A 14,459-nucleotide genomic window follows, 5' to 3' on the forward strand; every position below is an offset into this window, starting at 1 on the left:
TGCTTCTTTTTCACGCATGTTTTATCTAATATTTTTCGTCATCGGATAGAAGTCGGCGTAACTTCACAATAATCATCATTATTTCATATTCAATAGCTGTGTTCTTCACGAGAATAGTAATGCTTCGTTCCTTTTCCATGTCATTAAAATCCATCGACCACTCCACAGTTTGTTCACGCGCTTCTAATGTTCCCGATTGTTTCAGCAATTCATCGGCCAAAATTGTTTTCTCATGGGTCTACGTGTGCGATGATTGCAATATTCCGAACCTCTTCCCTTTTTGCCATCCCTCTTTTCTTTCCTAACAATCACTAACTTAATGATTATACCAATAGGAAGAGAGAACATCAATTTTTTATCTTTTTCACTTTCTCGCATGCTTTCCTCGGATATGCTATAATGACGACATAATTTCAACATTGGTACGTACAAATTTTCACATAAAAGGTTACTTCCATTTGGAAAGAATACATAAACAGAAAGGAGGAAAAGGCAGGAGTTTTCTAGGCCTTTCAAGGCAATGGCATCCTGTCCGAATTCTCATGAACCGTGAAAAAACCATTTTTCTTTTGTTAGCGATTCTTGCGGTACTCAGCATTTCAATGATTGGCGTCGCCATTGCAGAACGTTCCATAATAATTGCATGTATTGCGGTGTTAGGAACTTACCTATCCTTTGCTTTGGCTCGTAAAACACGTGAAAAATGGAGCGCTTCCTCAGATGAACAATGAAAGGACGAGGAGCTGTCCAAAAAGTCATGATTGGTGACTTTTTGGACATTTTTTTGTTACTGCTTCATCAAAAATTGCTTCTGGAAACGCCTCTTGGCCGAATCATGGCATGTTTCCAACACCAAATTGTTGATGGAAATAAGTCATGGATAGTCATGCCATCGTTTCATCAAAGTATTGCTTGTGGAAACAAGCTATGAATGGATCATGGCACCGTTTCAATCCAAACACCATTGTGAAAGCAATCCATGCACGATGTATGGCACCGTTTCGACGCTAAATGATTGTTGAAAGGAACTCTCGATTTATTTTTCAGGACTTATTAGACAGCCTCTTTTCGTTATAAATAACTTAATACTTCTTCATGAAGCCGCGGACGAGAGGCGAGAACGGAACTTCCTTCTAATAACGGTAACGGACGATTGTTAAAATCAGTAATACGACCACCGACTTCTTTTAAAATAACGATTCCCGCCGCATAGTCCCATGGAGACAATTGAAAGTTTAGATAGCTGTCTAACCGACCGGTTGCTACATACGCCAGCTCTAACGAAGCGGAACCGTAAGATCGGATGCTGCGTGCTTTGCGAACAAGTGTATGTAAACGTTTTTTATTGGCATGCTCTTCTTTTAGTAACCAACGACTGTTCATTCCGATAACTGCTTCTGTTATGGTCGTTTCAGTCAACTGCTTTAACCGGTTGTCATTCAAGTACGCGCCTTTTCCTGCCACGGCAGTGTACCATTCTTCGTTCATAACGTTATATATAATCCCTACTTGCCCGACATTATTAGAAACAATTGCAAGAGAAATGGTAAAATTAAATTTTTGATGTACAAAGTTCGTCGTTCCATCAATCGGATCAATCACCCATAATATTCCTTCTGTAGTAGAAAGATGAGCTCCCGCTTCTTCTTCTCCAAGAACACGATGGGTCGGGTAAGCACTTTTAATATTCTTTGTCAAAAATCGCTCCACTTTATAATCCATTTCTGTGACAAGATCATTAGGATGACTTTTTGTTTGAACTTGTAATGGTAAGTTGATAGCTTCTTTTAACATTTGTCCTGCTTCTTTTAACCATGTGATTGCTTGCTTTTTCATCTCTTGCCAGTTTTCGTTCATATTCTTTCACCACTCCCGTCTCTCTCCTACATTATCTCACAGGATGGGTAAAAATAAATATGTCTGAGCAAGTTTTCTCCACCGTAAACATACAAACACCTTCGTCACTGGTTGCTTTTAATTTTTTCATTTTGTACGATGAACTCATACAGTAGGAAAAGGAGGACGCGTGATGACCTTTCAAGGATTTCATCCACAAGATTTTGAAACTTTTCAAATAGAAGGATTAGAAGCTCGTATGCAAGCGATTCAAGAGCGTATCCAACCGAAATTCCGACAAATTGGTCCATATGTTACCGAAGAGCTTTCTCTCATGCTGCAAAAAGAAATGTATCTACATATCGCAAAGCATGCCCGCAGAACAAAAAATCCACCGAATGACACGTGGCTGGCGGTGGCAGATAATAAAAGAGGGTATAAAAAACATCCTCATTTTGAGATCGGTTTATTTGATAGTCATGTGTTTATTTGGCTTGCATACATTTACGAACTACCTAAAAAAGAAAGTATTGCGGAGAAGTTCATGGAAAATAAACATCTGATAAGATCTCTTCCACATTCGTTCGTGCTTTCGATCGACCATACAAAAAAAGATGTGCTTCCTTTAAAGGAAGAAACAATCGAATCCGCTTTAACTCGTTTCCGTGATGTGAAAAAAGGAGAATTCCTGCTCGGTCAAACGTTTGATAAAGATGACCCTCTTCTCTCCCGTGGCGAAGACTTCTTACATGAAGCCATCGTTACTTTTGAACAGCTGGTCCCTTTGTACGAACTATCTCTTGAAGGATGACCAAACGAAGAAACGTACAAAATAATAGATTCATGGTGCCAATATTTTCCTTCCAAACGAATGGTGGAAGCATGTCTTGCAACAATCGACGTGCTTCCACGATAGTTTCAGTTCCAACAGCAGAAAAAGCTCCTCCGCTTGTCAAGTCATTTTAATCTTTTCTCCTTCTTTCGCCTGTCGTGCTTTTTGAATGGTTTTCCAAGAAGATACCCCTGCTGCTTGATCAAATTCACGCAAGTATTGTTTTTCTTCACTTTTCGAACCAACAATCGATTGGAAACGTTGATATAAAAATAAAATATCTTCCCGAGGGACTGCTTTATAATACGCTTTTTCAATCGTTTCGTAAAAGTTAATTGCATCGATAATTTCTTCTCGATTCCAATCCATAGATATCGGCATTTGGATTTCTTCTTCCATCCTCTCCACCTCCACTCCTATCACTTTATTTCATCATATGTGTCTGTTGAAAAGACATGAACTACTCCGTCGTTTCTATCATGCTCGGATCAACAAATTCATATCCTTTTTCTCTTAATCCGGAAATAATTTGTGGAAGGGCTTCTTTCGTCCATTCTCGATCATGCATTAACAAGTTCGCCCCATTCACTAAATGGTCTGTATTCACCATGATATCTGCTAACGGTTCCTTCTCCATAAACTCCTTTTCCCAATCATAACCATATGTCCAATTCATCCATATCATCCCTTCTCTTGCAAGGATCTCTTTGGATGCGTCTGTATTCATCCCGAATGGAGCGCGAAAAAATTGCGGCTTTTCTCCGGTAATATCTTTAATGAGTTCATTCAATTGCAAAATTTCTTGTTCTGTCTCTTCTGTAGAAAGTTCACTCAAATTCGCATGGGTCATCGTATGATTGCCAATCTCAAACCCAAGACGAGCGATTTCTTTTAACGCTTCCATTTGGTCCTCATCGGACAAAAAATGGCCGTTGACGAAAAAGATTGCTGGTACTTTTTCTTCTGCTAATATTCGTGCCATGTCAAGTGCATATGTATCCGGGGCATCGTCTATCGTCAGCAGTACGTATTTTTGATCGGTTTCTTCGGTTGGTTGAAGTGTCCAATTACTCGAATCAATCGTAAAAGCAGGAGAAGTTTCCTCTTCGGTATCATCCGTCTCTCCTTCTTCATGCATGTTTACGTTTTTTTCTTCTTCTTGCTCTGTTTCTTTCTGTTCTACATCATCACTACTTAAATCTACTGTACTTTTTGAAGTATTGTCACTACAAGCAATAAGCATCATCGCACTAACAATAAGTAGTAAAATTCTCATCATTTTCCTCCTTTCCACGTCCATTTTAACAGAAATAACGGGAAAGGTTGGATTATTTGTCACATTCTTTGGGTACAGAATGATAAGTATGTTATCTTTCTCGTATGTATGCTTTATTTTTGCAAACAATAATATTACTACGAAAAGGTGGTGTCTCATTCACTTGAAGAAATTAACGTCTGTTTTTTATATTTCCTTTACAATTGCGCTTATATTTATCATCTGGGGGATTACACTACCGGAACATGCTGAAAGTACGCTAAGTACGATACAAGGGTGGATTTCTCACAATCTCGGCTGGTTCTATTTATTATCGGCGACTGGTTTTGTTATTTTTTCTCTTTATTTAATAGTAAGCCGATACGGAAATATTCGCCTAGGAAAGCCTGATGAAAAACCAGAATACAATTATTTTACGTGGTTTTCCTTTTTGTTTACCGCCGGAATGGGAATCGGATTAGTGTTCTGGGGTGTCGCAGAACCGTTGTACCATTATTATGCGCCTCCTGTACAAGAGCCTGAATCACGAGAAGCGGCAGCGGCAGCACTCCAATATTCTTTTTTCCATTGGGGTATTCATCCATGGGCCACATATTCAATCGTCGCTTTATCTCTTGCTTACTTTAGTTTCCGCCAAAATGCACCAGGAATTTTAAGCGCGGTTTTACGGCCGTTGCTCGGAGATAAAGTAGACGGTCCTATCGGGGTCATCGTGAACGTTATTGTTGTCTTTGCCACGATTTTTGGTGTCGCCACTTCCCTCGGATTAGGGGCGGTACAAGTCACGGGAGGACTTAGTCACACATTTGATTTCATTTCTAATAACATTGGAACCCAACTGATCGTCATTGCAGTGATAACGATACTTTTCGTTTCTTCTACCGTAAGTGGGCTAAACAAAGGCATTCGTATATTAAGCATGAACAACATTTATTTAGCGGTCGGATTAATGATTTTTATTTTAATTGTTGGACCGACTGTTTTCATTTTAGACGTCTTTACATCGACCATTGGAAGATATATTCAAAATTTACCAACCATGAGTTTCAGCACCGCTACATTCCGGGGGGACAGAGGTTGGTTAGAAAGTTGGACTATTTTTTACTGGGCATGGTGGATTGCATGGTCACCATTTGTAGGAACGTTTATTGCCCGCATTTCAAGAGGTAGAACAATTAGGGAATTTTTACTCGGAGTTCTGCTCGTGCCTACTTTATTTGGTGCTTTTTGGTTTTCTGTTTTTGGTTCTACTAGTATTTATACCGATCGTGAACTTGGTGGCATATTGTATGAAAAAATGTCCCAATTTGGAGATGAAATTGCTTTATTCACATTGCTGGATCAATTCCCATTGTCACCTTTATTAACTATATTAGCGATACTCTTAATCATTTCTTTCTTTGTAACTTCTGCTGATTCTGCTACATTCGTGTTAGGAATGCAAACAACCGGCGGTACATTAAATCCTCCATTATCAGCGAAGCTCATTTGGGGTGTCATTCAATCCGCTGCCGCCGCTGTCTTGTTATATTTTGGAGGTCTTGGTGGTTTGGAAACCGCGATGATTATCGCTGCATTACCTTTTACAATTATTATGATTATGATTGTCTTCTCATTGTTAAAAGCGTTGCGAAAAGAAGGGAAACAGTGAATAAGGAGAATCGAGTAGGAGGAGGTGATGAACCTCCGTCCTCTCACACCACCGTACGTATGGTTCGCGTATACGGCGGTTCAATTAAGATGGGTAACGCAAGACTTCCTTCCGTGAATAGCTTATCTTCTTATGCCAGCAGTCACTCCACCCTCCAAGAGGTCTTCTGTTAAGTGACAAAAAAGTTGTATACTGAAAAGTCCGTTGAAAAAGCAAAACACCGTTCAGAAACATGAACGGTGTAACAAAAAAGTTGTATACTGATTTTACAATTTTTTGAATCAATCAATTAAAACGTGACAAAATTGTTGTATACTCAAATTCCTTTATTTGGATTACAAAACTTCCTTGAGAAGATCGATTACATTTTCGTCTGTTGGATCATTTGTGCCAAATTCACCGCACAAGGCTTTTACCAAGAATTGATTGTTTCAATAAATCCAACTGAGTTAGTTTCAATTCAATAATTTCAATAAATAATTAATCACTCTAATATACCAATTATTAAAAATCATAAGTACTAACTAAAGTTAAGCATATTTTCAAAACTAATTTCTATGATTTCCAATTTTTTATTTAATGAATAAGCCTGAAAAATAAACTCATTATTTGCGTATTTTACAATTAGAAAAACAGGCGGATACGCATTCACTAGATTTTTCCCAATATTTTTCATCGTAGTTAAATCCACCAAAGAAGGTTGGAGAGAAGCATTAGATGGATGTGAATGCCATGTACCAACAAAATATCGTGCATTTGTTGTTAGTTTTAGTGCTTGTGCTAGAAGTTCCTCTTTATTAAAAATTATTTCATACTTATTTCTTTTACTCAAAGGTCCTACATTGACAACATCAGTGACAATTAACTTTTTAGGCTTAAACTTAGCAAAAAGCAGTCCTCCATTTTCTATCATAGGATTATCTTTTGTTGCTGAACAGAGCTTACTAAAAACATCCATCTCCAAGTAAAAGCTATACATTATTTTCTCTCCCTTTACCTTCACATCCACACTCATTTTCAACATTTAACAGCCCAGTAAAAGTATTAGGAATAGATGTATTGACATCCCAGTAATCAACCAAATAGTCAAATTCAAATCTCCTAGTTTTTGCATAAAGGCTAATAGTAGCGACAATCTTAGCTGCAAATTCTACCATGCGCTCAGGGAATGATACAGTATGTGGGTTACCGCATAAATCAATATAGGATATATCCAATTTAGAAAGTTCTTCATTTGCTTTTTCGTTAATATGTCTTAGTGTTTCATTTTTCTTTTCAAGTAAAAAGAAGCAGTTGAGACAACCTGTTTTTTTTGATGTTATTACCATTTTGTGAATAATGTTATGAGGTGAAACCCAAGCCCAAATAATTGGCTTTTCGTAACTTTGCAGCTTATTAAAAGCAAGTATATTAAAAGCTTCATTATCACCTACAGTTACAACAAGGAGATCTGCCTTTTCAAAAACTTCCTCATCATTATTACCAGAGTATATCTCTGTTTCTTTAACTAAGTGGTGCATTAAATAATTAGCAACAGCATTAGCCTTGTTTGCATATAAAAACACTGAGGGTAAGATATGTCCACCTAAGTTTTCTGGCTTTAACATATCATGATCAGACATGTATAAAGTTTTTACTCCTTTATTAACCAAGAGCCTTGCAACGTTACTGCCAAGTGACCCTACTCCTATCAGTCCTACATTTAATCCTATCTCTGTTTGTCTTTTAGGTATCGTATCTATGCTGATCATTTGAACCTTCATATTTCCATTCCGATTTAATATTTCTTTATCACAAAGAAACGATACAACTTCTGTACGCCCTTTATCCCCTCTAAAAATAACTACTATAGGTAAATTGTTATATTCCCTAATTAGCTTCGAAGAAATATATTCATTCACTCTTAGATATTCTAACAATTGATATAGCGTTTTAAATCGAGCCTGCGAAGGAAGACGAATCACAAGAGAATCAGCATGATTTAACTCTGTATCTAATTTTTTAATATTAAGATAATCTAGACATGTACTTCTGGTTTCCCTATCACCTGAGAAAAAATAAATGTAGGGGCTATTGAAATCAATATCATCTAAAGCATATTTATTTGAAACCACACCATTTCTCGAAGTTGCTCCTGTACCCTTAAATTTATATTTAGAATGGATTAATTTATAAAGTTTTTTTTCCTTTGGTTTTAACTCTTTCATACAGGATTCTATAAATTCATTACTTAAAATTAATCTTGCAGCCGTTCCCTGCTTTGGTATAATTTTTGAAGTTGGTAAATCTTCTTCTGGAACCCAAGTCTCTGTTATATTTGATTTAAGCCAACTATAAATTCGATCACAAATAAATCTGGCATTATTCTTTTCTCGAGGAACCCAATTATGTAGACAGCATATTGTAAACTTTGAATCACTTGGATTTTGGCTCAATACCCATTCGTCTAAGTGTCTCCATTTATAAGGTATATTTTTATATAGCTCTTTTTTTCCAGAAATAGTTTCTAAAAAAATAATTGGGGTTTTAAAAGGAAAATCTTGATCAATACAAATTGTAACTTCAATGGATATCTCACCAAAAGTAATGGGTCCAAAAACTGTGTTCTCGTCAATAAGAGAAAAGCCGAGTCGTTTAAACTCAGCTAAAATTTCTTTTTTAGTTTCCATGTTTTATTTCACCGCTATCTTGTAAAGCTTTGATGGATGCCCTTGCAAAATCTTCATTCTGTTCTTCTACATCACATATATCAGCCACATCTTCGATAGTAAGTATATTTCTTTTAATAGGTTTTGTATCAAGCGAGTATATATCTCTAGTTTCTGGTACATCATACATTGTTCTCTCATAAGAAGCGACTTTTTTCACTTCAATTTCACTATCTAAAAACTGCATCAATTCTTTATACTGATTACCAAACATGATTAATCGATTGTTCTTAGGACCATTAGCATCTAAACCATTATAAGCATTCTTATATTCACTTAGTACTTTCGCAGAAAAATCAACTTCAAACGAAGTTGCCTTTACCTCTCCTACAGCTTTATTTTCACCTTTATCATTAACAATAACCCCTTGGGGATTCATCAAAGTCTTAGGTGAATATTCAATACCAATTTTGATATTAATTAAATTGTGAGGATTATTAGCATACTGCTCTTTTCCTCTTTCTTTTAAAAACTCTTTTAAGTAATCATTTAAAATATCTGCGCTCTCCAACACTCTTAAACTAAATAATAAACTCCTTGCCCCAATTGTCCAATCATCGTCTTCTTCATATAACTTATCCATCAGTACCATCAGACCGTCGCCTGTTATTGAATGGATATGCCCATTATAATATCTGGCTAATTTAATCCAAGTGGATATTGCTTTTTGCTTTAAATTTGCAATGTCATCTATTGTTTCAACATTTGCTGAATCAATAAACAAAGCTCGCTTTGTAAAATTTCTTAAATCTACAAAAATCGAACATAACTTAACATCACTAACTCTGTAAACACTAAAATCTTCATATGACTTAACCTTACTTAATAATTCATCATACTTCGGGTGACCTCCGATTGTAAAATCTTCATTCAATTCTTGTTCTATAATATCCTCTACTTGATCAATTTCTCTCTGTTGAGATTCATTGAAAAAGCTTTTTGTTATTCTTCCAAAAATTACGTCAACCGGGTTGGTTTTTATATCATATTTCCTGTTATTACGAATAAATTTGGACAAATTCACTTTCTTAGTCAAGATAAACACCTCCACTAAGCATCTCGTTAACAGATTTATCCTAATATTGAAATAATACCAATTACAATATAGTGAAAAGTCTGATCAACTTCTAACTTAACGATATTTACTTCCTCAGAGTCAGGATCTTTAATGCCTTTTATGTACTTCATCCAAAAATGAAGCAATGCCCCTTGGTCTATTACCACATGTGTTATAAATACAAAAAATAAAGCAGCCAAATTAAAATAACCCATAAAAATAAAAGGAACTGCAATAACTGATAAAGAATAGATAGCACAATGAACTAGTAAATAATACCAAGAGTTTTGTTTTGATTTTGCCTGTTTATCGGATTGTAAAAGATAATCCCCTATCTTATGGCCTAAATAAAGATAAATAAACAATTCAACATTGATTGAAATATCAAAAAATCTAAAATCTGTAACTTGAATAAGGTTCGATATCAGTGAATAAACAATTAAAATAGTAAGAAGTACAATAAAGATTAAAAAAAATAGAATTCCCTTATTTACTCTTTGTAACTTTATTAACCGTATAGAAGAAACTTTTTGTAATTCAATTGCCATTTCTTCAATGATCTGTTCATCTGTTAGTTGTTTAATATTTAAAATAAATTCTTTTGTTGGTTTTCTAAGTTTTATTTTGGGATTTCGTCTAAAGAGGTCAAAAAAACTCATTTTATTATCTGTTGAAAATATAAAATAGTTTTCTTTTAGTTTAACTTCATCGAGTTTTAGATGTTCTACAGGAGAATTATTTGATAACAGTGTGCGATACACTAGCAAAAGACTTAAAATGAAACAAATTGCCATTCCTAAGAGTATCAGGGTAACAAATAATATCTCCAAATGCCCCTCGTCCTTATAGAATTGACGAAGCCATTTTATCCATTTATCATAAGTGCTTACTAACGCTGCGATAACTATAGACCATAGTACGATTACAGCGCTTCCTTTAGAATCAATAAATCGGATTGTATTTTGAGTATCATTAATTGCCTCTTTTAAAAATTCAAACTGGCTTTCTCTTTTAATATCATTTTCTAAAGTTTGATTACTCATACATCAATCCCCTATTTAGATAGTTATTAAACAGAGTACCATGAATAAACCTATAGTTTATTTTATCATAAAAAATTACATTTTTCGAAATATTAACAAACAAAATGGAATTTATTATGAATAAAAAACAGTTCTTGCATGCTCTTTGTGAAAGATAAGGTAATAGAGAGTCGAAAAATCTGTCCATCTAAAATGTTATATACAAATTTTCCTCTTTAATAATCCTATATTCATTGGGGTTACCCAAAAATCCAAAAGTGTACCAAAAGAAAATAAGGGTTTCTCTTTACTGAATATTAATTTATACACTGTGTTACATGATATGCCCCTGCCCAATCCCCTCTAAAAATAGAAAACACGGTTGAACCTAGATATTATCTTATTCTTTCAACCGCGCTTTATAGTCTCATTTTATTCCCCCTCATACAAACAACTTTATTTAGAGCCTCGAAGATAATTGATGATAACCGTACCTTTTGCATATCTCTCAAAGTAATTTTTATTAATTATTCCCGTTTTCATGTATACTATGGATCTACGTCAAGTTTTTGGACACAAAAAGATTAAGTTTTTTTGCACAACAACCATTCATGGATTGTTCCATGTCCCAAGTAGATTGTCAAAGTGAAAAGAGCCTTTGACAATCTACTTGGGACGTGGAGAAATAAACCCATGGCTGTTGTGCCAAAAAAATGTGAAGGGGGAAGTGTTCTGTACCCCATGTTTTACGCTGCTATTCGGCACATTTTTTCGTATTCATCCGGTGTCAAATAACCAATGCTTCCATGAATTCGTTTGCGATTATACCAACCTTCGATGAATTGAAATAACGCAATTCTCGCTGTCTCAAAGCTTTCGTATTTGGTTAGATACACTTCTTCTTTTTTCAATATGGCATGAAAAGATTCAATACAAGCGTTATCATATGGACATCCTTTTCGACTAAATGACGGAACCATTTCATGTTTTTTTAGTAGTTTTTGAAAGGCCTCACTTGTATATTGTGTTCCTAAATCTGTATGCACGATAAGACCAGGATCGGGCTTTTGATCTTGAATCGCATTCTGAAGTGCTTCCAGCACAATTTCTGTTGTCATGCTACGAGAGAATTTATATCCGACCACTTTTTTTGTATGTAAATCAAGAACGGACGCTAGATAACACCAACCATCACGAAGCGTATGGACATATGTAATATCAGCTACCCATTTTTCGTTGATTGTTGTTGTAGTGAAATCTTGATTTAATACATTTTCTCGTTCTTCTACGGGCTTTTGTGTTGGTGTTGGGCGGAATTTTTTTACAATACATGATTGGATGCCTGCTTGTTTCATCAAACGTTGAACTCGATTGATACTACCTGTATAGCCTTCTTTTTTAAGTATTTCAAAGATTTTAGGGGCCCCATAACGACCCTTACTTTCTTTATGGATTGCTCGAATTCGTTCAAGCAGTTGTTCGTTGGCGACATGATAGCTATTCGGCTTCTTGTGAAACGATTGATAATACGTACTTTTAGGCATCTTTAAAACACGACACATCATTTGGATTGGATGATGTTCGCTTTCTTTTGTAATCAAGTCAATCAGTTCTTGCTCATCTATTTTCTCGCGAATATGGTCATAGCCTTTTTTAAGATTTCGATCTCCTGTTTTAATCGAAGATTTTCCTTTTGAATGGCTTCTATATCAGCCAAAGTTAATTCCTGTTCACATTCAATTGGAGAGAGTTGCTTAATCCATTTATAAATCGTTACTTCTGAAACACCATATTCGCTAGAGAGTTGACTGACTGGAGTGCCTGAGCGATAAAGCTCAACTACTGTTTGTTTAAATTCTTGATTATACCGTTTTTGACTCATGATTCGGACACAACCTTTCGTTAGTTTAATATTAATGACTTAACCAAGTTGTGTCCATAAATCTATACTACATCTACTACTTAAGCAAACTGTTATGTTTTTTAATTAGTTCTTCCACGAAAATTTCCGTTTCCGGTTTAATTGTTTTTCTAATTCCTGCTTTTTCAGTAAGTTGATATTTTGTAACATAACTATCTTTAAAGTGAGTGACTAGTACATGTTTTGCCTTCCTTTTCTGAAATTCTACTACTGACTCTTCGACTGATTTAATAAAATCTACGGTCATAGGATAGTAATCTTTTTTTCGCAAGAGACGATGGGTAGACCCTATAATTTCACAAAATGACCAATAAGATTTCCTCATTAATTTTCCAAGATTTTTTTCATATTCCGACCACTTGTTGAACACTGTTTGTGCCATCTCTAATAGCATTAAGTCATCTCGATAATACTCAGCTTCTGTCTTTAATTTCTTACCATGATTTGAAGCAGGTGAATTTGCTTCTAGCCATTCCTTGTCAAATTTATGTAACCAAGTAAAGGCAGCTCTGTCGAGTTGTGCTAACTCTGTTCTAGAATAAAGCGGAAACTCTTCTCTTAGCTTCATCCAAATTTTTCTATAATTTTTGGTTTTTTGTTCCCTATTCTCTAATGATATTTTTTGTATATTCCTTATGTTGTTCTGGATGGGATCCACTACTCCTTCTCTCAGTATTTTTCTGATGGTATGTTTACTTAAATGCGTTTTCTTACTTATCTCATTCATAGATGCTCCACTATTAACAAGCTTTAAAAACTCTGTCTCCCAAACTGTCCCCTTTTTAATAATTCTATTACTAAAATGCTGAACTTCTAATGGACTGCTTTCCCAACTACGGAGCCGATATACAAAACCACACTCGCATATAAAATCTCCTTGTATCTCCCTATTCCCATTGTGAACACTAATTTCAACCCGACTGACACGTTTTTCTAAATAATGATCAGATAATGGATTCATACAAATCCATGGACCCTTACCGAATGGTTCGTATGAATATTCTCCTTCGAAAAATTCCTTTACTGAACCAGCTAAACTTCTCATTAATAAGAGATGTCTTAATGGATGGATTCGTTTAAATCTATTTTTGGAAAATACATAATCCAACCAAGAGAGGTTGGAAGAATCAAAGATATCTAGAACTTCTTCTGAATAGTAGTTTATTAATAGCTCTCCCAAGTGATTTTTTCTTTTAGCTATAGGAAAAGCTATACCTTTCATCGCCATCAATATTAGATATTTCTCTAATATTTCCTCTCTGCCTAATGAAAATAGGGTGTGTCAATAATTTTGTGTAAATAACCCTATTTCCGGTAGAAAAGTTAGCCTGCTTATTTTAGTTGATAAAACTTCTATCTCTAGGTTAAACACAGAGCCACAGCGGTAGCTGCTTGTCCTTGACCTTGTGCCTTTTCTTAGTTCTTGCTGGTTGGGTTCAGGGACCCGGCCAGCGAGAACTTAGAAAAGATCGGTCGTGGTACGCTCGGTGTGCGGATGAAGTCCCTGCAAGGGCTTTATTTTTCCCATCCGCCAACGTACACACTACCACGACCGCAAACAAGGTCAAGGATGGCGGATTGATGCTAGAGCTTAATCTTCCAGTGCTTCAAACATCTGTATCAATTCTGATTTGGCCTTTTCAAACCCCCGATGACAACGCATGCCAAACTTGTGATTATAGTCTAGAAACCGTGTCACGAGAAAGCGTTCTAAGGATTCTTCATTCGGGAATTGTTCTTTGCGTTTGACATATCGTTTGATTTCTTTGTTAAAAGCTTCAATTAAGTTTGTCGAGTAGATACTGCGACGTATGGAAGATGGGAAGTCATAAAATGTTAGAATCTGTTCATTGTTCATCACTGATTCAATGACACGTGGATAAGGCTTTTCCCATTTGCTTTGCATTTGTTCTAAGGCTTCTATAGCTTCTTCACGGTTTTTTGCTTGGTAAACGGCTTTAAAATCATCGAGAATGGCTGCACGATCTTTTACACGTACTTTACTGGAAATGTTTCGAGCGACATGTATACAACACACTTGATGCTTCGCCTTTGGATAGACACGATGAATGCTATCCGTCATCCCTGGCAACCCATCGGAAATGAAAAGGAGGACGTTTTCTACTCCTCTTTCATGTAGGGAGTGGATGAGTTCT

Annotated in this window: 14 protein-coding genes and 1 pseudogene; 4 read left to right on the top strand and 11 right to left on the bottom strand. The window is 35.7% G+C overall.

What is annotated here, in order from left to right:
* Positions 1–82: 82 nt before the first annotated feature.
* Positions 83–287 (bottom strand): annotated as a pseudogene (locus GJS40_RS13820) (GTP-binding protein); the annotation flags it as partial.
* 255 nt (positions 288–542) lie between these two features.
* Here GJS40_RS13820 and GJS40_RS13825 point away from each other — a divergent pair.
* Both GJS40_RS13825 and GJS40_RS13830 read left to right on the top strand, forming a co-directional pair.
* Positions 543–731, top strand: coding sequence for a DUF5325 family protein (locus tag GJS40_RS13825; protein WP_270898454.1), 189 nt, complete (start codon positions 543–545; stop codon positions 729–731).
* Positions 732–876: 145 nt separating this feature from the next.
* Positions 877–1,011, top strand: coding sequence for a hypothetical protein (locus tag GJS40_RS13830; RefSeq protein WP_270898439.1), 135 nt, complete (start codon positions 877–879; stop codon positions 1,009–1,011).
* 60 nt (positions 1,012–1,071) lie between these two features.
* Here the strand turns inward: GJS40_RS13830 and GJS40_RS13835 are convergent, their stop codons facing one another.
* The gene (locus GJS40_RS13835) at positions 1,072–1,857 is read right to left on the bottom strand and encodes an inositol monophosphatase family protein (RefSeq protein WP_270898440.1); all 786 of its coding nucleotides are present in this window, start codon (positions 1,855–1,857) and stop codon (positions 1,072–1,074) included.
* A gap of 172 nt (positions 1,858–2,029) precedes the next feature.
* Here GJS40_RS13835 and GJS40_RS13840 point away from each other — a divergent pair, with 172 nt between their 5' ends.
* Positions 2,030–2,647, top strand: coding sequence for a YktB family protein (locus GJS40_RS13840; RefSeq protein ID WP_270898441.1), 618 nt, complete (start codon positions 2,030–2,032; stop codon positions 2,645–2,647).
* Positions 2,648–2,788: 141 nt separating this feature from the next.
* Here GJS40_RS13840 and GJS40_RS13845 read toward each other — a convergent pair whose 3' ends face one another.
* Both GJS40_RS13845 and GJS40_RS13850 read right to left on the bottom strand, forming a co-directional pair.
* Positions 2,789–3,067: a UPF0223 family protein gene (locus GJS40_RS13845; RefSeq protein WP_270898442.1), complete on the bottom strand. Its 279-nt coding sequence runs from the start codon at positions 3,065–3,067 to the stop codon at positions 2,789–2,791.
* A gap of 61 nt (positions 3,068–3,128) precedes the next feature.
* Positions 3,129–3,944: a polysaccharide deacetylase family protein gene (locus GJS40_RS13850; protein ID WP_333723948.1), complete on the bottom strand. Its 816-nt coding sequence runs from the start codon at positions 3,942–3,944 to the stop codon at positions 3,129–3,131.
* Between the two features lie 163 nt (positions 3,945–4,107).
* Between GJS40_RS13850 and GJS40_RS13855 the strand changes: the two genes are divergently transcribed.
* Positions 4,108–5,595: a glycine betaine uptake BCCT transporter gene (locus GJS40_RS13855; protein ID WP_270898444.1), complete on the top strand. Its 1,488-nt coding sequence runs from the start codon at positions 4,108–4,110 to the stop codon at positions 5,593–5,595.
* Between the two features lie 520 nt (positions 5,596–6,115).
* Here GJS40_RS13855 and GJS40_RS13860 read toward each other — a convergent pair.
* The 7 genes from GJS40_RS13860 to GJS40_RS13890 form a co-directional block, all read right to left on the bottom strand.
* A complete protein-coding gene (locus GJS40_RS13860; protein WP_270898445.1) occupies positions 6,116–6,574 on the bottom strand; it encodes a Mov34/MPN/PAD-1 family protein in 459 nt (152 codons plus the stop codon).
* On the bottom strand, positions 6,567–8,264 hold the full coding sequence (locus tag GJS40_RS13865) for a ThiF family adenylyltransferase (RefSeq protein WP_270898446.1): 1,698 nt from the start codon (positions 8,262–8,264) through the stop codon (positions 6,567–6,569). The genes GJS40_RS13860 and GJS40_RS13865 overlap by 8 nt, the downstream gene beginning before the upstream one ends.
* Entirely contained in the window at positions 8,254–9,339 is a 1,086-nt protein-coding gene (locus GJS40_RS13870; RefSeq protein ID WP_270898447.1) for a hypothetical protein, read from the bottom strand. Before GJS40_RS13870 ends, GJS40_RS13865 begins: the two co-directional genes overlap by 11 nt.
* 35 nt (positions 9,340–9,374) lie before the next feature.
* Positions 9,375–10,403 (bottom strand): DUF3307 domain-containing protein, encoded by a 1,029-nt coding sequence (locus tag GJS40_RS13875; protein WP_270898448.1) that lies wholly within the window; start codon positions 10,401–10,403, stop codon positions 9,375–9,377.
* A 725-nt stretch (positions 10,404–11,128) separates the two neighbouring features.
* Positions 11,129–12,264 (bottom strand): IS3 family transposase gene (locus GJS40_RS13880; protein WP_377901708.1). Its coding sequence is split into 2 segments (ribosomal slippage): positions 11,129–12,030 and positions 12,030–12,264, totalling 1,137 coding nucleotides; the frame shifts between segments, so codons are not numbered across the junction.
* Positions 12,265–12,340: 76 nt separating this feature from the next.
* Positions 12,341–13,555 (bottom strand): TnsD family Tn7-like transposition protein, encoded by a 1,215-nt coding sequence (locus tag GJS40_RS13885; RefSeq protein WP_270898455.1) that lies wholly within the window; start codon positions 13,553–13,555, stop codon positions 12,341–12,343.
* A 339-nt stretch (positions 13,556–13,894) separates the two neighbouring features.
* Positions 13,895–14,459: IS256 family transposase (locus tag GJS40_RS13890; RefSeq protein WP_270898450.1), on the bottom strand; the 565-nt coding region annotated here is incomplete at its 5' end.

Origin of the sequence: Aliibacillus thermotolerans, from assembly GCF_027853235.1 — a bacterium.
GTDB lineage: Bacteria > Bacillota > Bacilli > Bacillales > Marinococcaceae > Aliibacillus > Aliibacillus thermotolerans.

Bases quoted from the DNA above. Each gene is read 5' to 3' on its own strand.
- GJS40_RS13825 (WP_270898454.1), top strand. From the start codon at position 543: ATGAACCGTGAAAAAACCATTTTTCTTTTGTTAGCGATTCTTGCGGTA.
- GJS40_RS13830 (WP_270898439.1), top strand. From the start codon at position 877: ATGGATAGTCATGCCATCGTTTCATCAAAGTATTGCTTGTGGAAACAA.
- GJS40_RS13835 (WP_270898440.1), bottom strand. From the start codon at position 1,857: ATGAACGAAAACTGGCAAGAGATGAAAAAGCAAGCAATCACATGGTTA.
- GJS40_RS13840 (WP_270898441.1), top strand. From the start codon at position 2,030: ATGACCTTTCAAGGATTTCATCCACAAGATTTTGAAACTTTTCAAATA.
- GJS40_RS13845 (WP_270898442.1), bottom strand. From the start codon at position 3,067: ATGGAAGAAGAAATCCAAATGCCGATATCTATGGATTGGAATCGAGAA.
- GJS40_RS13850 (WP_333723948.1), bottom strand. From the start codon at position 3,944: ATGAGAATTTTACTACTTATTGTTAGTGCGATGATGCTTATTGCTTGT.
- GJS40_RS13860 (WP_270898445.1), bottom strand. From the start codon at position 6,574: ATGTATAGCTTTTACTTGGAGATGGATGTTTTTAGTAAGCTCTGTTCA.
- GJS40_RS13865 (WP_270898446.1), bottom strand. From the start codon at position 8,264: ATGGAAACTAAAAAAGAAATTTTAGCTGAGTTTAAACGACTCGGCTTT.
- GJS40_RS13875 (WP_270898448.1), bottom strand. From the start codon at position 10,403: ATGAGTAATCAAACTTTAGAAAATGATATTAAAAGAGAAAGCCAGTTT.